Origin of the sequence: Bizionia sp. M204, from assembly GCF_023205095.1 — a bacterium.
GTDB lineage: Bacteria > Bacteroidota > Bacteroidia > Flavobacteriales > Flavobacteriaceae > Algorimicrobium > Algorimicrobium hallyeonense.
Map to the genome: position 1 here is coordinate 141,029 of NZ_CP046242.1, position 17,197 is coordinate 158,225.

Sequence of the window (17,197 nt, forward strand, 5' to 3'; positions counted from 1 at the left end):
CTTTTTATAAACATCATGATAAAAAAAATCATCCTTTTACTCGTATTATTCATAACTGTGCAATTCGCTTTTTCTCAAAGTGAACTAGATCAATATAAGTATGTAATTGTACCAACTTCCTATGAATTTTCTAAAGAGCCCGATCAATATAGGCTAAACTCTTTAACCAAATTTTTATTTGAAAAACAAGGTTTTATAGTCTTAATGAGTAATGAAGCTATACCTCAAGATTTAATAAATAATGGTTGTTTGGCATTGCGTGCTAATGTTAATAAGGTTTCAGGATTATTAAAAACAAAACTTCAAATTCAATTACTTAATTGTTATCAAGAGGTCGTATTTTTATCTAAAATAGGCGAATCTCGAGATAAAAATTATATGGTTGCCTACAACCTTGCGTTACGTGACGCCTTTACTTCGTTTGATCGTTTATATTATAGTTATACTACTGATTCAGATCTTAAAATTATTGAGGTCGAGCCCATAGAATCTACGGTTGTTGATGTTTCTGATACTATAAGCGCTCAAACTATCACGGAAACTAAAGAAACAAATTTAGCTCATGCTTTAACAGCACGAAAGAAAGATGGTAATAATTACGAGCTTCTCAATGATAAAGGAGATGTTGTTTATACCTTAATCTTTTCAGGTAAAGAGGCCTTTTATATGGTAGAGGGGATGCAAGCTACCGTTTATAAAAGAGCGGGTAATTGGGTTATAGCAAAAACTGTTTCAGACGGTTCGCTACAAGTGGAAACATTAAACGTTAGCTTTTAATAGCCATATTTGTCCTTCCAGCGTTGTTTTAAAAACTCCCGTTGGGCGTTTTCACGTGCATTATTTCCGGGCTCATAAAACCTAGTGTTACTAATTTCATTTGGCAGAAATTCTTGTTTGGCAAAATTATTTTCATAGTTATGCGCATATTGGTAATTCTCGCCATAACCAATTTCTTTCATGAGTTTGGTTGGTGCGTTTCTAATAGACAATGGCACGCTTAAATCGCCAGTATCTCGCACCACTTGTTGTGCTTTGCTAATGGCCAAATAGGCTGCATTACTTTTAGGTGAACAGGCTAAATATGTTACACATTGACTTAATAAAATTCGGGATTCGGGATTTCCAATTGTGGAAACCGCCTGAAACGTATTATTGGCAATTACTAAAGCCGTTGGGTTTGCATTTCCTATATCTTCACTCGATAAAATAAGGAGGCGCCTGGCTATAAATTTCACATCTTCTCCACCTTCAATCATTCGCGCTAAATAATACACTGCGGCATTGGGATCGCTACCGCGAATAGATTTTATTAGTGCTGAAATGATATCATAATGTTGCTCACCCGTTTTATCATATCTAGCTGTATTATTTTGAATGCGTTGTGTAACCAATGCATTAGTAATGATAATATCTCCTGTGTCATGCGAATTGACAATTAATTCAAAAATATTCAATAGTTTTCGAGCATCACCTCCCGAAATACGCATTAAAGCTTCAGTTTCTTTTAACGTAATATTTTTTTGAGATAAGTAGGTGTCTTTTTCTATTGCACGTTTTAAAAGGGCTTCTAAATCCGTTTTATTAAAGGCATTTAAAATATATACTTGACAGCGTGATAATAATGCCGGAATAACCTCAAAACTCGGGTTTTCTGTTGTGGCTCCAATTAGTGTTACCCAACCTTTTTCCACCGCTTGTAATAAGGAGTCTTGTTGCGATTTACTAAACCTATGAATCTCATCAATAAATAAAATAGGATTTTTGGTAGTAAATAAACCACCCGACTGTTTTGCCTTATCTATAACCTCACGAATATCCTTAACGCCTGAATTTATAGCACTCAACGTATAAAATGGTCTGTTGGATTCTGTGGCAATAATATTTGCTAAAGTTGTTTTACCAATTCCAGGTGGACCCCAAAGTATAAGTGATGGGATTAATCCTTGCTTTATTTGATTGGTTAACGTACCATTAGGACCTATTAAATGTGCTTGACTAATATAGTCGTCAAGCGTTTTAGGTCTTAAACGTTCTGCTAAAGGTTCATTCATGGCGTAAATTTAATTATAATTATAGGTTCTATTAGAATGGTTTTGTACATTTTGATTAACAATTTGTAATTAGTTGTCAATCTTACAGACTGACAATTTAACAGAACCTCATTAATGGTTAGTTTTTTGTTAGGATTTATCTATGAAAAGTCAAGAAGAATTTAAATTTTCTAATCAGGTTATTTTAGTGCCAGTAGCATTTGTCTTGCTCATTTGGTTAGTATTCTGGTTTGAAATACGTTTTGGATTCGACTTCACAAATTATGGCATATTTCCGCAGAAGTTATTTGGGCTTCGTGGTGTTGTTTTTAGTGCCTTTATTCATTCAGGCATCACGCATTTATATCACAATACCATCCCGTTATTTGTGCTAACCGCTGCCTTGTTTTATTTCTACAGAGAGATGGCTTGGAAAATCCTTATTTTAGGAATTTTACTTTCGGGTTTGTTAACGTGGAGTATTGGCAGGCCAGCCTATCATATTGGTGCCAGTGGCCTTATTTATGTATTAGTTAGTTTTTTATTCTTTAAAGGTATTATAGCCAAGCATTTTAGGTTAATTGCTTTATCCTTATTAGTCATCTTCTTATATGGAAGTATGATTTGGTATGTACTACCTATTAAAGATGGCGTATCCTGGGAAGGTCATTTATCCGGATTGATTGTAGGATTGGTTTTTGCTTTTATCTTTAAGAAACATCTTCCTATACCTAAAAAGTACTATTGGGAACAACCAAGCTATATAGAAGAAGACGATCCGTTTTTAAAACATTTTGATGAACATGGTAATTTTGTTGAAAGTTTACCAGAAATCGAAGACGTTAAAGCAGACGTGGAGGAGGAGCACCAACCCAATTCTATAAACTATATTTTTAAAAAATCTGACGATTCATCAAACTAATCGTTGTCTTACTACTTCATAAAGAATAGCACCACAAGCAACAGAAACATTTAAGGACTCTATAGAGCCGAGCAAAGGAAGTTTGGCTTTGCTATCTGCAAGTTTTAAAACCGATGGGTTTATACCTCGACCTTCAGAACCCATTATGATTGCGCATGGAACTGTAAAGTCAATATCATAAATGGTATCATTTGTTTTCTCGGTAGCCGCAATAACAGCAATGCCCGAAGCCTGTAAATGAAACATGGCATCTTTAATATGATCCACACGGCAGATTGGCATTTTAAAAACGGCGCCAGCACTTGTTTTAATGGTATCGCCATTTATAGGTGCGCTTCCCTTTTTTTGAATAATAATACCGTTAACACCTGTGCATTCAGCCGTACGTATTATAGCCCCAAAATTACGGACATCACTCAATTGATCGAGGAGCAAAAACAAAGGTGTTTTCCCAGATTCAATAACGTCTAACACTAAATTTTCAATATCATGATATTCTATTGGCGATATTTGTGCTACGGCACCTTGGTGGTTTTTGGATGTTAATCTATTCAGCTTTTCAATAGGAACATAGGATACATTAATGCTTTCCTTTCGGATAAGCGATTCTAAATCGTGGGCAAGGTTGCCTTGTAACCCTTTTTGAATAAAGATTTTCTCAATAGTCTTACCGGCTTGAATAGCTTCTATAACTGAATGTAAGCCAAAAATTAATGTTTCTTGTTCCATATAAATATAATAAATGTTTAATTTGAAATCTTAAGCATAATTGAAAAGAAAAGAGACTGCACGAAGCAGTCTCTTTAATTATTTAAATTTGAATATAAATATTATAGCGGAGTAACAGTGTACTCATAACCGTTTTGTACTACAAGGCTAGCTATAAATAAAACATTTCCAAAAGTAGTACTACCTGGAGTACTTAAAGTATAACCACCTGAATAATCAAATGTTGTTTCTGGCATAAGAAAATCTTGGCTATATGTTAATTTAACAGGAATTGGTTCATTAAAGCCGTAATTTTCGAAAGGATTCTCATATAAATCTGCGGCAATCATGTACATGCCATCAGCTAAACCAGAAACTGAACCCACTTCAGGACAATCTGATGTCCCAGCAATGTAATCAATTTGGTTACCATTTCCATCATATAATATTAAATCCATGTCAATTGGACAGAAACTATCAATATTAACACCATTTTCAGAGAAGCTTCCATCCCAAGATAGAACTAAATCTAAAACATCATTAATGTAATCACCTGATATGGTAGCATTGAATGTAAAAGGAGACAAGATTATATTAGTATCTGCTGATTTAGCAGTAATAGTAAAAGTCTCATCATTTTCAATATCACCAGTTGCGTATATTACAACGTCTGCTGAACTAGAAGTACTCCCAGCAGATATGATGATAGTATGATCGAAATCAAAATCCTCACCTTCTGTTGCGTCTCCGCTCGTTTGCTCTAAAACAATAGCATAATCCAATTCTTGAGGTTCTGCTATGCTAGCTGTAATAGTAAATGTTGCTTCACCGTCAGTTTCTAAAACCGTAACGTTATTGTCGGTAGCGCTCATAGTAACTGCCACTGGCGAGTAAGCAACTGCTGGCACTTCGTTAAAATCATCATCATCACAAGATGTAAGCGCTGTTAATAGCAACGCAGACAGTGATAAATATTTAATAGAATTTTTATATATATTATTCATTGTTATCTAATTTATTTGATTAGTTAGGAGTATAAACATAGGTATTTCCTGAATTATCGAAAAATGGTCCAGAATCTACTGTAGTACTATTATAAAGGATATACCCATTTATAGTAATTACACCAGTAGTTGGGTCAACAGTTCCAGAACCTTGAACTAAATATCCGCCTCCAAGAACTAAAGTATCAATTGTGATATCACCACAAGAGTCACTAAATTCGAATGGAATAGGGTTACCTCCAGAAGTTAATCCTGGTAGCGTACTATGCTCGTAAACACCGTCAGCTAATTCAGTTACGGTAACATTGGCAAAAGGACCAGATGTTGTAACATAATCACCAGCTAAATCAGAATTACAAAGGTAAGATATGTTAATCTTTAACGATCCTGTTCTTCCACTTGGAATTACACCGTTCCCACCGCTTGTTCCAACGATATCTAGAATTAGTGTAAATGTACTAGGTGCAGAAATTGAACTATCATCAGAAAGTACTGTAAACGGTACCTCTCCTGTTAAATCTCCTTCAGGGGTTAAAGTTACAGACGTAGTTGACAAATCGTAGTGAATCCCCGCTATTGCAGTTGACGCAGAATTAACTTCAATAGTTAAAGCAACATCTTCAGTTATGGATGCCCTGTTTGGCCCAATAACTTTTACTGTAGCACTTCTGTCATAACTCCCGGTACCTTCGGTTACCAAAGCATTCAATGTTGAACTTGTGAATCCGACCAAATCAGGTGTCTCACTAATTGCATCTGTTAACACATCATCATCAACTAAACACGAGGTAAAGGATAACGATAGCGCCATTAAGATTAAAAATTTATTTATTGTTTTCATATGTGTTTTTTTTTAAATATTAGTTTGCCCAAAATATTTTACTAGTAAATACGTTTGGTTGTGCTGGTACATTAGCACCATTTCCAGAGATTTCTGAAGATGGGTAAGCTAAACGTACAGGTCTTGTTGGTTCAGGTGATAGTAATGAAATTGGTAAATTAGATGGATATCCAGTTCTACTAAAATCATACCAACTTTGAATAGCATCAAGGCCGTTTAAAGCAATCCATTTTTGAGTAATAATAGCCTCTAATTTATTGGAAGTAGACCCCCAACTTACTAAATCAATAGGCTGCGTATAGTATCCAGCAGCATTAGGTACTCCTAAATAGTCAAAAGATGCAGCAATACCGTTTTCATAGTGCTGTTGTGCACCTGACAAATAGGTTTTTAAAGCAGCTTCTGCTTGTAAAAATTCTGCTTCAGCTAATGAAAAGATAACTGAATTTTGTTCAGCACTCTTTAAAAGACCAGGACCTATATTAGAAACAAATGGCTCTGTTAAAAGACCACCTGGAGGATAGAAATCTAAACCTTGAACTACACCTAGATGGCCATCTTCTGGTTCCTCATAGATATAATCAATTCTTGGGTCATTAAAGTCTGTCAATTTATCTAATACAAAAGGTGTTGCACATGTAGCAAAGTAATTGTTTACATATTCACCAGCGGTAGTTTGACCATAGTTACCCCAAAATGGGCTTTGCTGATCTTCTTGATCCGTGTATCCTGGGTTAGCAGTTGCATTGTCAGTTATAAAACCAGAGCCTTCATTAGCAATTTTTTGAAATTCTGTAGTAAGGTATCCAGATCTTCCAGCCATATCAGACTGTCTAACTAATATTCTTAATTTTACAGTATTTGCAAATTTCTTCCATTCGTTCATATCTCCAGCATACATAATATCTGCTCCGCCTGGATTAAGTACATCTCCGTTTGCATTACCAGCGTTTATTAATGCTATAGCATTGTCTAATTGAACAATTAAGTCTTCATAAACTGTTAACGCATCATCAAAAGCAGGTGTTGGATTTTCACCTCGTAATAAAGCTTCGAAATAAGGAATATCTCCATATGTATCCACTAATATCTGGAAATGGAAAGATTTCATAATTTTCGCAATAGCTGTATAGTACTCATAATTCTCAGTATCAACATCAAATGTATGATATTGCTTCAAAGCAGCTTGATATTGGTAATCCCATATTGTTGAATAGAAAGTGGAATTTACTCTATACTCAAATTCACTTTGATACCAAGAGTAACCATCTGATTGACTCCAATTGTACATCATTAAGTTACCAAGAGTATTCAGACGACGAGCACCTCCCGGAGGCGTCGTAATCGTATAAGCACTGTATCGCTGCGCTACTGGCAACAGCAAATCAGGTGATGTTGTTAGTGGATTATTTGGGTCTGTATTGACATCCAAATAATCATCACTACAAGCAACTGTAATAACGGAAAGCATTACAATTGAGAATAATTTAAATATATTTTTCATTTTCAAGATTGTTTAAAATTAAAATTCAAGATTAACATTGATACCAAATGATCTCGTTGGAGGAGATTGGAAATATCCACCTAAACCAATACCGTTTCCAGCTGAATTATTAAATTCAGGATCTGAAAATCTGTTTTCTTCTGGTAACCAAGTAACTAAATTACGACCGATAAGTGCAACTGATAGTTTAGAAACAAACGCCTTGTCTAAAAATTTAGATGGTAAGTCATAACGTAAAGAAAGCTCTCTTAATTTTACTGCTGTAGCATCTTTAACATAGTTTTCTTTAATATCGTTGTACGTATTAGTCCAAAAGTTTTGACGTCCTCCTGTTACTTGGATATTGTTGTTTTCAACATATACCGGAGCATCTTCTGTTCCAACATTCACTACTGAATTAGGGAACACGAAATCTTGACGGTTAGAAGATACACTTTCTTGAGATCTTCCTGTGAACTCCATAGCATCTGCCAATTGCGAGATGTAAACATGACCTGTTCTATAATCCATTGTACCAGTTAAAGTAAATCCTTTAAAACTTACAGCATTAGTTAAACCAACAACGTAATCTGGTGTTGTTTTTCCTAAATTTTTAAGTCCACCTACGATTGGATTACCCGTGTTTGCATTAACTATAACGCGACCTTGGTCATCTCTTTCGTAACCTACAGCTCTAACTTGTGGGAAATCTTCTCCTACAACAGCCCATAAGCCTGAAGTTGTTCCGCCAGATACTTGTACTTGATCTAATCCTGGTTGGATAGAAGCAACTTGTTGCTCATAAGACGTGAAGTTAACATTAATGTTCCAATTGAAGTCACCAGCATTAGCCGCTTTAAAAGGCACTAATCCAAGACTTAATTCAAGACCTGATCCTTCTATAGAACCAATGTTTGTTAAAATGCTATTAGAACCCGCAGATGGCGCTGTTGTAGCAGTTGTAATTAGATCTGTTGTTTTAGTATCATAATACGCTGCGTCTAAAGTTACACGACGGTTTAAAAACTCTAAATTTAATCCAAATTCATTTGTTTGAATTTTTTCTTTCTTCACATCTTTATCTACTGCAGTTCCTGAAACAACAAACCCGTTAAGACCAGTTGATGAATAAGGGAAACCAGCTTGTTGAGCGTATGTTTCATTTACTTGGTATGGACCAAGGTCATTATAAACAGTAGCATTACTATAGGTTAATTTACCAAAGTTTAAAGCATCAAAGTTTAATAAATCAGAGAATAAGAAAGATAAACCAAAGGAAGGATAGAAATAACTATTGTTATCACTAGATAAGGTAGAAGTATAATCTTGTCTACCTGAAAAACTTGCAAAAAGGAAGTTGTCATATCCAAGTGTAAAATCACCAAAAAGACCATATGTTCTCTTTATAGATTCATTAACAAATGCTCCACCAGTTAATCCACCAGCCAGTTGGCCTGTAGTATTAGAAAGGTCGTAGAATCCAGGAATACTTAAGTTATTCGCGCGATATGCACTTTGTCTAAATCTTTCAGTTGTACCAGTTGCACCAACTATGGCTCTCATAGTTACTTTATCTACAATGTTAAATTCACTTTGAGCTAAAAAGTCAGTTGTGTAATCGATAGATTGTAATTCATAATCTTGTACAAATGATGACACAGGATCAGGACGACCAGCTGTTTCTAAATACGCACTGTTAGGTAAATAGTTTTGAGCGTCTCTGTATTCTTTACCTATTTGGTTGTAACTATTAACACCAAAACGACCTGTTAGTTTTAACCAATCAGCTACTTCCCAATCTGCGTTCATGTTAGCAACTAAACGATTAGATTTGTCCGTATCTCTGTTGGTATCAATAGCCCAATAAGGGTTCTGATAGTAAGCATTATACCAGCCATTAGGAGAAGCGTATAAGTCATTTCTCCAATCTTTATAATTGCTTAAAGGAATGTTAGCTGAAGTATTTAAAATAAACCAATATAATGGTCTGTCTTGAGATCCGATAGTATTACCTACTAAATCAGTTTTGTCAGTTGTAAAACTAGACGTTAAACCTAATTCAAGATTACCCATTTTTCGGCTTGCGTTTACTCTAAATGTATTTCTAGTATAACGATCGTCAGGAACAATACCATCCGTTTCTAATTTACCAAAAGACATGTAAAATCTGTTTTTTTCATCACTTCCTGATAAATATACAGTATTACTTGTAGAACCACCGGTGTTGTAGAAATCTTTTAAATTATCTTTTACTGGCGCGTAAGGTAAAGTTTGATAAGATCCGTCAGCAAATATAGGACCTACTCTTCTTTTAACACCATCAAATCTAGGACCCCAGTTTGTATTTTCATATGGATCATATGCACCTTGCCATCCTGTACCATATTGTGTTTGGAAGTCTGGCATATAAGCTACTTCTTCAATTGTGTAAGAAGAATTGATACCTACCGTAAATCTATCACCGCTTCTACCTGTTTTAGTAGTAACAAGTAATGCTCCATTACCCGCTTTTGAACCATAAAGAGCTGCTGCTGTAGCACCCTTTAAAGTAGTTAAGCTTTCAATGTCATTAGGGTTTAATTGATCAAAAGCACCTTGTGTAGAGATGGATCCATCAATAACAATTAATGCAGAGTTTGACTGTGTTATAGAACGAAGTCCACGTAATAATATTTGTGAACTAGGGTTAACACCGTTGTCTTGAACGTTAATTTGTAAACCAGCTACTTTACCAGCAAGTGCTGATGCGGCAGATTGTGGTTGAACAGTTAACAGTTCGTCGCTACCAACCGATTCCGTCACATAGGAAGTCTCTCTCTTTTCTCTCTTAATACCTAAAGCTGTAATTACAACTTCTTCAAGAGCTTGACTATCCACCTCCATTGCAAAGCTAATGGTGTTAGATGCACCAACAGTCATTTCTTTTGTTGTGTATCCAATAAAGGAATAGGTTAGTACATCACCTGGACTAGCATTGACGGAGTAATTACCATCAAAATCTGATTGAGTTCCAGTTGCAGTACCTTTTACAATAATATTAACTCCAGGGAGCGGTAATCCGTTTTCATCGGAAATCGTTCCTGAAATTGTTTTTTCTTGCGCAAACGTAAGTTGCACAACAAACGCTAGAAATAGCGTTAAAATTCCACTAAACTTTGTTTTCATTTTGTATTTTATTTGAATTAGTCTAGGCCAAAAATCATAATAAAAAGTTAATTAAACAATAAATAAGGGTTAAAATTTCAAAATATTTTCAAAAACTACGCTTTTTAACACCTATTATTCCTAAAAAAGTGCGGATAAACTTAAATGTATTTTGGAATTGGATAGTTTGAAACTTTGGTTTTCGCTTTTACCGTTGGCATAATTGAAGCGTAAAAGTCCGGCTTTGGTGTTTAAACCAAAACCAAAACCAAAACTATATAGTTTTTCTTTTTGATCTATTATTTTATTTTCAAAATAGGCTAAGTCTATTATAGAGTGTATATATAAATCACTGCTTAATGAATACCGATACTCGGTAGCTAGTATGCCGTACAATGTGGCGCTTAAGCTGTTTTCTTCAAAACCTCTAATGGAATTTATACCGCCAAACCTGCTTAATTCATTCTCTAAATAACTGTCTGAAAACAAACCAAAACTAGTTGTCCTTAAATAAACATTGTTTTTTGAGTTTAAATTGAAGATTTTAAAGGCGTCCACGCGGTATTGATATTGCTGATCTTTTTGTTGTGAAATGGTCCGATTACCAATGCCGGTTTCCAAGTAGATTTGTGCATTTCTTTTAAATATTGAACGGTCGGGAATCCGATTTATAAATGTGTAGCCAATTGTGTAGAAAGTTGTTTCGTAATCTTTAATAAATGGATTTAAATTGGTACTGCTTAAAAGGTTGTTTGATTTGGTGGATATAATGCCAACGGAAAATTGATTTTTGGAATTTAATTGGTAATTAATTCGTGCGCTTTGATCGGCCGTTGTAAACGAAGAGTCTTTTTTGAAAATAGTAAGCTCTAATTCTGTGCCAATAGGCGAATTAAATAAATAGGGTAGTTTTACATTTACGTTAAACGATTTTTGTTCACTCTCATCGCTTCTATATGCTAATGATAAACTTTCTCCAAAATTCAAATTATTCGTGAGTTCAAGATTTAGGTAGCCTGTTAATTCTAGTTTGCTCGTCTCTTCATTGGTTCCAAATCCTAGAAAACCATCAAAGGTATTGCTTTTTGTTTTTTCAATGTATACATATAATATGGTAGAGTCTTTACTGAATAAAATTTCAGGCTCTCTTAATTGGTTGGCAAATGGTAATTCCTGAAGTAAGCTTGTTTGTTTTTTTATTTCCGATAAGTTTAAAGGTTTGCCTGTTCGTAATTTTAAAAAATATTTTAAGTATGACTTCGGAAACTTGTCATATCCCTTAACAACTATTTTATTAACAAAGCGCATTTCATTATCTCCAGACAGAACTAAATCTGCTTTTAATCTGTTAACCCCTGATTTTTTTATGTTATCCAGTTTAAGCGTATTAAAAGGTAGGCCTTGGTCTGATATTTTTTTATTGATAAATTGAAGTGTTTGTTCAATTTCTTTAAAACGGATTGTAAAATACAATTTACTACTATGAACACGTAACTGTTTTAATGTGCCTGGCGGAAGGGTCTCGGAATTAAAATAGACATCTATATTTTTGTAAGGTTGGCTTAATGAAACGGAAGTTTCAAACATAGAATCATTTTTTTTGGTAATACCATGCCATTTGGAATCAATATATCCCAATTTGCTTAATTGATATTTAAGCGTCTCTATTTCGCGGTTTAATGAATTGTAATCCGCGTGTTTTTTTTGATAGCCTATGGAGTCTATGACAGAGGTGTTTTCTGTTAATTCGTTTTGAATTTTTAGATACAAATTTTGTCCCATTAAATCAGGAGTTGATCCAAAGAGTGTAATAAGGAATAAAAAAAGAAATCTATGCACGCTTTTTATGAAAGTCTTTAAAATGTAAAACTAACGCAAAAAGATTCGTTTTGATATAATTTGGCGTGTGATTTTTAATTAGAATTGAAAATTAATGAATTAACGTTTGAAAAATTAAATTTTATTTCTACCTTTGCAGCCCTCAAATGAGAGGTTAAACATAAATTATATAGAAATATATGCCAACAATTTCACAATTAGTACGTAAAGGAAGAACCAAAATAACCAAGAAGAGTAAATCGGTTGCTTTAGATTCGTGTCCACAAAGACGTGGAGTATGTACGCGTGTTTACACTACTACACCTAAAAAACCAAATTCTGCAATGCGTAAAGTTGCAAGGGTAAGGTTAACAAATGGTAAAGAAGTAAATGCCTACATCCCAGGAGAAGGACACAACCTACAAGAACACTCGATAGTATTGGTTAGAGGTGGAAGGGTAAAAGATTTACCAGGAGTTAGATATCACATTGTACGTGGTGCTTTAGACACAGCAGGTGTTGCAGGCAGAACGCAACGTAGATCTAAGTATGGTGCAAAACGCCCTAAAAAGTAATTAAAAAACTTTAAGAAGAAGACATGAGAAAAAGAGCAGCAAAAAAGAGACCGCTTTTACCAGATCCACGTTTTAACGATCAGTTAGTAACTAGATTCGTAAACATGATGATGTGGGATGGTAAGAAGTCAGTAGCTTTTAAAGTGTTTTACGATGCAATTGATATCGTAGAAGAAAAGAAAACAGATGATGAGAAAACTGCACTAGAAATGTGGAAAGATGCTTTATCTAATGTGATGCCTCACGTAGAAGTACGTAGTCGTCGTGTTGGTGGTGCTACATTCCAAATTCCAATGCAAATCCGTCCAGACCGTAAAGTTTCTACTGCAATGAAATGGCTTATAGGCTATGCACGTAAGAGAAACGAAAAATCAATGGCACAACGTTTAGCTTCAGAAATTTTAGCAGCAGCTAAAGAAGAAGGAGCGGCAGTGAAAAAACGTGTTGATACCCATAAGATGGCGGAAGCAAATAAAGCATTCTCACACTTTAGATTTTAAGAAATGGCAAGAGATTTAAAATTAACAAGAAATATAGGAATTGCAGCTCATATTGATGCTGGTAAAACAACAACAACAGAGCGAATTCTATTTTATACGGGTGTTTCACACAAAATTGGAGAGGTTCATGATGGTGCTTCTACAATGGACTGGATGGAGCAAGAAGCAGAAAGAGGTATTACAATTACATCTGCTGCAACTACTTGTGACTGGACATTCCCGAAAGAAAACGGTGAGCCAACAGCAGATGCTCAAGATTACCACTTTAATATTATTGATACACCTGGTCACGTAGATTTTACCGTAGAGGTAAACCGTTCATTACGTGTTCTTGATGGGTTAGTATTCCTATTTAGTGCAGTTGATGGTGTTGAGCCACAATCTGAAACTAACTGGAGATTAGCAGATAACTATAAAGTTCCAAGAATTGGTTTCGTTAATAAAATGGACCGTCAAGGATCAGACTTTTTAGGAGTTTGTCAGCAAGTTAAAGATATGTTGAAGTCTAATGCAGTGCCAATTGTTTTAAATATTGGTGAAGAAGACGAGTTCAAAGGTATCGTAGATTTGGTTAAAAACAGAGCTATTGTTTGGCATGATGATAATTTCGGATCTACTTTTGATGTGGTGCCGATTCCAGAAAACATGCAAGATGAAGTTCGTAAATATCGTGCTTTATTAATTGAGGAAGTAGCTGGCTATGATGAGAACTTATTAGAGAAATTCATGGAAGATGAAGATTCTATTACTGAAGAAGAAGTGCATGCTGCACTTAGAGCTGCGGTAATGGATATGGCTATCATTCCTATGATTTGTGGTTCTTCATTCAAAAACAAAGGTGTTCAATTCTTATTAGATGCTGTTTGTCGTTACTTACCATCTCCAATGGATAGAGAGAGTGTTGTGGGTATTAATCCAGACACAGATAAAGAAGAAAGACGTAAGCCTAGTGTTAATGAGCCTTTCTCGGCTTTAGCATTTAAAATTGCAACCGATCCTTTCGTAGGTCGTTTAGCATTTTTCCGTGCATATTCTGGGCGTTTAGATGCTGGATCTTATATTTTGAACAATCGTTCAGGTAAAAAAGAACGTATCTCACGAATTTACCAAATGCATGCTAACAAGCAAAATGCTATCGATTTTATTGAAGCAGGTGATATTGGAGCGGCAGTAGGATTTAAAGATATTAAGACTGGTGATACCATGTCTGATGAGAAACATCCAATTGTTTTAGAATCTATGGACTTCCCAGATCCAGTAATTGGTATTGCTGTGGAGCCAAAAACGAAAGCAGATGTTGATAAAATGGGTATGGCTTTAGCTAAATTAGCAGAAGAAGATCCAACATTTACAGCTAGAACAGACGAGAATTCAGGGCAAACTATTATATCAGGAATGGGTGAGCTTCACTTAGATATTATTGTAGATCGTTTACGTCGTGAGTTTAAAGTAGAGGTGAATCAAGGTGAGCCTCAAGTAGAATATAAAGAAGCTATTACAGCTGCAGCAGACCATAGAGAAGTTTACAAAAAACAATCTGGTGGTCGTGGTAAATTTGCTGATATCGTATTTACGGTGGAACCAGCAGATGAAGGTGTTGTAGGTCTTCAGTTTGAATCTATTATTAAAGGTGGTAACGTTCCTAAAGAATTTATCCCTTCTATTGAAAAAGGATTCAAAATGGCTATGGTAAATGGTCCTTTAGCTGGATATGAAATCGATTCTATGAAAGTGACATTGAAGGATGGATCTTACCATGATGTGGATTCGGATCAATTATCATTCGAATTAGCAGCTAAATTAGGATTTAAAAATTGTGCAAAAGCGGCTAAAGCTGTTATAATGGAGCCAATCATGAAATTGGAGGTGATTACACCAGAAGAAAACATGGGTGATATTGTAGGAGATTTAAACCGTCGTCGTGGACAAATGAGTGATATGGGTGATAGAGCAGGTGCAAAAACTATTAAAGCCACTGTTCCTTTATCTGAAATGTTTGGATATGTTACCACATTAAGAACATTGTCATCAGGACGTGCAACATCAACAATGGAATTTTCACACTATGCTGAAACACCTTCTAATATTTCAGAAGAGGTTATAAAAGCTGCTAAAGGTATTGAATCGTAAATCTTAAGAAAATGAGTCAAAAAATTAGAATAAAATTAAAGTCTTACGATCACAATTTAGTAGACAAGTCTGCTGAGAAGATTGTAAAAACAGTAAAAAGTACAGGTGCAGTTGTAACGGGACCAATTCCATTACCAACACACAAGAAAATTTTCACTGTATTGCGTTCTCCACACGTTAACAAGAAGTCAAGAGAACAATTTCAATTAAGCTCTTACAAGCGTTTACTTGATATTTACTCGTCTTCTTCAAAAACAATTGATGCTCTAATGAAGCTAGAGTTACCAAGTGGTGTAGAAGTAGAGATCAAAGTTTAGTTATAAGCTTACATGTCCTTAACGATTGGTTAGGGAAAAACGGAAAAATACAATTCAAGGCTGAAACGTATTTTTCAGCCTTGAATATTTTACGGGTGAGTCGCGAATCATCCATAAACAAACAAGCAGGACAAATCGCGAGTTGTCCATAATATAATAAAGAAAAATTATGTCTGGGTTAATTGGAAAAAAAATCGGTATGACCAGCATCTTCGATGAAAATGGAAAAAACATTCCATGTACAGTAATCGAAGCTGGACCATGTATCGTTACCCAAGTCAGAACTGAAGAAGTTGACGGTTATAGTGCTGTACAACTTGGTTTCGATGACGCGACAGAAAAAAGCGCTACTAAAGCGGACCTAGGTCACGCTAAAAAAGCAGGAACTTCTGTAAAACGCAAGATCGTTGAATTTAAAGGTTTTGATAAGGAGTACAAATTAGGTGATGCAATAACAGTTGAGCATTTTGCTGAAGGAGAGTTCGTAGATATTTCTGGGACATCTAAAGGTAAAGGATTTCAAGGTGTTGTTAAACGTCATGGTTTTGCTGGTGTGGGTCAAGCTACTCACGGTCAACACAACCGTTTAAGAGCTCCTGGTTCTATTGGTGCGGCTTCATATCCTGCAAGAGTATTTAAAGGAATGAAGATGGCAGGAAGAATGGGAACTGATCAAGTAAAAGTTGAAAATTTAAGAGTTTTAAAAGTAGTTGCTGAAAAGAACCTACTAGTTGTTAAAGGATGTGTTCCTGGACATAAAAACGCTTATGTAATTATTAGAAAATAATGAAAGTAGCAGTTTTAGATTTAAACGGAAAAGACACAGGAAGACAAGTTGACTTGTCTAAAGATGTGTTTGCTATTGAGCCTAATAATCATGCGGTTTATTTGGATGTTAAACAATATTTAGCAAACCAAAGACAAGGGACTCATAAAGCAAAAGAACGTGCAGAAATTTCTGGTAGTACACGTAAAATAAAGAAACAAAAAGGAACAGGTACAGCGCGTGCTGGTAGTATAAAATCTGGTCTTTTTAAAGGTGGTGGACGTATGTTCGGACCTAGACCTAGAAACTATAGCTTTAAGTTAAACAAAAATGTGAAACGATTAGCTCGTAAATCTGCTTTATCAATTAAAGCAAACGAGAAATCAATCGTAGTTTTAGAGGACTTTAATTTTGAGTCTCCAAAAACAAAAAACTTCACAGCAGTTTTAAAAGCTTTAGACCTAGTCAATAAAAAATCTCTCTTTGTGTTGGGTGCTTCAAATAATAATGTATATTTGTCGTCACGCAATTTAAAAGGTTCTGAAGTTATAACTAGCTCGGAAATAAGCACTTACAAGATTTTAAATGCAAATCAAGTAGTGCTTTTAGAGAGTTCTTTAGAAGGAATTGTAACGAATTTAAGTAAATAAGAAACAGATGAACATCTTAATTAAACCTATAATCACAGAAAAAGCGACTGCTAATAGCGAGTTAAGAAACTGCTATACTTTCGCGGTGAATACCAAGGCGAACAAGGTAGAAATCAAAAAAGCGGTGGAAGCTGCTTATGGCGTTTCTGTTGAAAAAGTTCGTACTATTAATGTCCGTCCAGATAGAAGTACTAAGTTTACAAAAACTGGTATTCAACATGGTAAAACAAATGCTGTTAAAAAGGCAATTGTACAACTGGCGGAAGGTGAAATGATTGATTTATACAGTAACATGTAATTAAAGACAAC

Annotated in this window: 16 protein-coding genes; 9 read left to right on the forward strand and 7 right to left on the reverse strand. The window is 35.0% G+C overall.

Annotated elements, in window-relative coordinates; translation table 11 throughout:
• The first annotated feature begins 15 nt into the window (after positions 1-15).
• Complete coding sequence (locus GMA17_RS00650) at positions 16-777, forward strand: hypothetical protein (protein ID WP_248398013.1); 762 nt, start codon at positions 16-18, stop codon at positions 775-777.
• Here GMA17_RS00650 and GMA17_RS00655 read toward each other — a convergent pair.
• The gene (locus tag GMA17_RS00655) at positions 774-2,051 is read right to left on the reverse strand and encodes a replication-associated recombination protein A (protein ID WP_248398016.1); all 1,278 of its coding nucleotides are present in this window, start codon (positions 2,049-2,051) and stop codon (positions 774-776) included. The two genes, GMA17_RS00650 and GMA17_RS00655, sit on opposite strands and share 4 nt — an antisense overlap.
• A 142-nt stretch (positions 2,052-2,193) precedes the next feature.
• Here GMA17_RS00655 and GMA17_RS00660 point away from each other — a divergent pair, with 142 nt between their 5' ends.
• Positions 2,194-2,952, forward strand: a complete 759-nt coding sequence (locus tag GMA17_RS00660; RefSeq protein WP_248398018.1) for a rhomboid family intramembrane serine protease — start codon at positions 2,194-2,196, stop codon at positions 2,950-2,952.
• On the opposite strand, the gene rlmB is transcribed toward GMA17_RS00660, so the two are convergent.
• The 6 genes from rlmB to GMA17_RS00690 form a co-directional block, all read right to left on the reverse strand.
• Positions 2,944-3,681, reverse strand: coding sequence for a 23S rRNA (guanosine(2251)-2'-O)-methyltransferase RlmB (gene rlmB / locus GMA17_RS00665; RefSeq protein WP_248398021.1), 738 nt, complete (start codon positions 3,679-3,681; stop codon positions 2,944-2,946). The two genes, GMA17_RS00660 and rlmB, sit on opposite strands and share 9 nt — an antisense overlap.
• Positions 3,682-3,782: 101 nt before the next feature.
• Positions 3,783-4,664, reverse strand: coding sequence for a hypothetical protein (locus GMA17_RS00670; protein ID WP_248398024.1), 882 nt, complete (start codon positions 4,662-4,664; stop codon positions 3,783-3,785).
• Positions 4,665-4,683: 19 nt separating this feature from the next.
• Complete coding sequence (locus tag GMA17_RS00675; RefSeq protein ID WP_248398027.1) at positions 4,684-5,505, reverse strand: hypothetical protein; 822 nt, start codon at positions 5,503-5,505, stop codon at positions 4,684-4,686.
• Between the two features lie 19 nt (positions 5,506-5,524).
• On the reverse strand, positions 5,525-6,976 hold the full coding sequence (locus GMA17_RS00680) for a SusD/RagB family nutrient-binding outer membrane lipoprotein (RefSeq protein WP_248398030.1): 1,452 nt from the start codon (positions 6,974-6,976) through the stop codon (positions 5,525-5,527).
• Between the two features lie 51 nt (positions 6,977-7,027).
• Positions 7,028-10,153 carry a SusC/RagA family TonB-linked outer membrane protein gene (locus GMA17_RS00685; RefSeq protein ID WP_248398033.1) on the reverse strand — a complete coding sequence of 1,042 codons (3,126 nt, stop codon included), beginning with the start codon at positions 10,151-10,153 and terminating at the stop codon, positions 7,028-7,030.
• A gap of 120 nt (positions 10,154-10,273) precedes the next feature.
• Entirely contained in the window at positions 10,274-11,914 is a 1,641-nt protein-coding gene (locus GMA17_RS00690) for a hypothetical protein (protein WP_248398036.1), read from the reverse strand.
• A 236-nt stretch (positions 11,915-12,150) separates the two neighbouring features.
• Here GMA17_RS00690 and rpsL point away from each other — a divergent pair, with 236 nt between their 5' ends.
• The 7 genes from rpsL to rplW all read left to right on the forward strand — a co-directional run bounded on the left by rpsL (position 12,151) and on the right by rplW (position 17,186).
• Entirely contained in the window at positions 12,151-12,525 is a 375-nt protein-coding gene (gene rpsL, locus GMA17_RS00695) for a 30S ribosomal protein S12 (RefSeq protein WP_014782632.1), read from the forward strand.
• A 23-nt stretch (positions 12,526-12,548) separates the two neighbouring features.
• Positions 12,549-13,025 (forward strand): 30S ribosomal protein S7, encoded by a 477-nt coding sequence (rpsG, locus tag GMA17_RS00700; protein ID WP_092209843.1) that lies wholly within the window; start codon positions 12,549-12,551, stop codon positions 13,023-13,025.
• 3 nt (positions 13,026-13,028) lie between these two features.
• The gene (gene fusA, locus GMA17_RS00705; protein ID WP_248398039.1) at positions 13,029-15,155 is read left to right on the forward strand and encodes an elongation factor G; all 2,127 of its coding nucleotides are present in this window, start codon (positions 13,029-13,031) and stop codon (positions 15,153-15,155) included.
• 11 nt (positions 15,156-15,166) lie between these two features.
• Positions 15,167-15,472 (forward strand): 30S ribosomal protein S10, encoded by a 306-nt coding sequence (rpsJ, locus tag GMA17_RS00710; RefSeq protein ID WP_010181931.1) that lies wholly within the window; start codon positions 15,167-15,169, stop codon positions 15,470-15,472.
• Between the two features lie 169 nt (positions 15,473-15,641).
• The gene (gene rplC, locus GMA17_RS00715; protein ID WP_066252500.1) at positions 15,642-16,259 is read left to right on the forward strand and encodes a 50S ribosomal protein L3; all 618 of its coding nucleotides are present in this window, start codon (positions 15,642-15,644) and stop codon (positions 16,257-16,259) included.
• Positions 16,259-16,888, forward strand: a complete 630-nt coding sequence (rplD, locus tag GMA17_RS00720; protein WP_248398042.1) for a 50S ribosomal protein L4 — start codon at positions 16,259-16,261, stop codon at positions 16,886-16,888. Before rplC ends, rplD begins: the two co-directional genes overlap by 1 nt.
• 7 nt (positions 16,889-16,895) lie before the next feature.
• Positions 16,896-17,186, forward strand: coding sequence for a 50S ribosomal protein L23 (rplW, locus tag GMA17_RS00725; protein WP_066252504.1), 291 nt, complete (start codon positions 16,896-16,898; stop codon positions 17,184-17,186).
• Positions 17,187-17,197 lie beyond the last annotated feature (11 nt).

What these genes read in the sequence shown, in the direction of transcription:
- GMA17_RS00650 (WP_248398013.1), top strand. Translation starts at nt 16, where the DNA reads ATGATAAAAAAAATCATCCTTTTACTCGTATTATTCATAACTGTGCAA.
- GMA17_RS00655 (WP_248398016.1), bottom strand. Translation starts at nt 2,051, where the DNA reads ATGAATGAACCTTTAGCAGAACGTTTAAGACCTAAAACGCTTGACGAC.
- GMA17_RS00660 (WP_248398018.1), top strand. Translation starts at nt 2,194, where the DNA reads ATGAAAAGTCAAGAAGAATTTAAATTTTCTAATCAGGTTATTTTAGTG.
- rlmB (WP_248398021.1), bottom strand. Translation starts at nt 3,681, where the DNA reads ATGGAACAAGAAACATTAATTTTTGGCTTACATTCAGTTATAGAAGCT.
- GMA17_RS00670 (WP_248398024.1), bottom strand. Translation starts at nt 4,664, where the DNA reads ATGAATAATATATATAAAAATTCTATTAAATATTTATCACTGTCTGCG.
- GMA17_RS00675 (WP_248398027.1), bottom strand. Translation starts at nt 5,505, where the DNA reads ATGAAAACAATAAATAAATTTTTAATCTTAATGGCGCTATCGTTATCC.
- GMA17_RS00680 (WP_248398030.1), bottom strand. Translation starts at nt 6,976, where the DNA reads ATGCTTTCCGTTATTACAGTTGCTTGTAGTGATGATTATTTGGATGTC.
- GMA17_RS00685 (WP_248398033.1), bottom strand. Translation starts at nt 10,153, where the DNA reads ATGAAAACAAAGTTTAGTGGAATTTTAACGCTATTTCTAGCGTTTGTT.
- GMA17_RS00690 (WP_248398036.1), bottom strand. Translation starts at nt 11,914, where the DNA reads ATGGGACAAAATTTGTATCTAAAAATTCAAAACGAATTAACAGAAAAC.
- rpsL (WP_014782632.1), top strand. Translation starts at nt 12,151, where the DNA reads ATGCCAACAATTTCACAATTAGTACGTAAAGGAAGAACCAAAATAACC.
- rpsG (WP_092209843.1), top strand. Translation starts at nt 12,549, where the DNA reads ATGAGAAAAAGAGCAGCAAAAAAGAGACCGCTTTTACCAGATCCACGT.
- fusA (WP_248398039.1), top strand. Translation starts at nt 13,029, where the DNA reads ATGGCAAGAGATTTAAAATTAACAAGAAATATAGGAATTGCAGCTCAT.
- rpsJ (WP_010181931.1), top strand. Translation starts at nt 15,167, where the DNA reads ATGAGTCAAAAAATTAGAATAAAATTAAAGTCTTACGATCACAATTTA.
- rplC (WP_066252500.1), top strand. Translation starts at nt 15,642, where the DNA reads ATGTCTGGGTTAATTGGAAAAAAAATCGGTATGACCAGCATCTTCGAT.
- rplD (WP_248398042.1), top strand. Translation starts at nt 16,259, where the DNA reads ATGAAAGTAGCAGTTTTAGATTTAAACGGAAAAGACACAGGAAGACAA.
- rplW (WP_066252504.1), top strand. Translation starts at nt 16,896, where the DNA reads ATGAACATCTTAATTAAACCTATAATCACAGAAAAAGCGACTGCTAAT.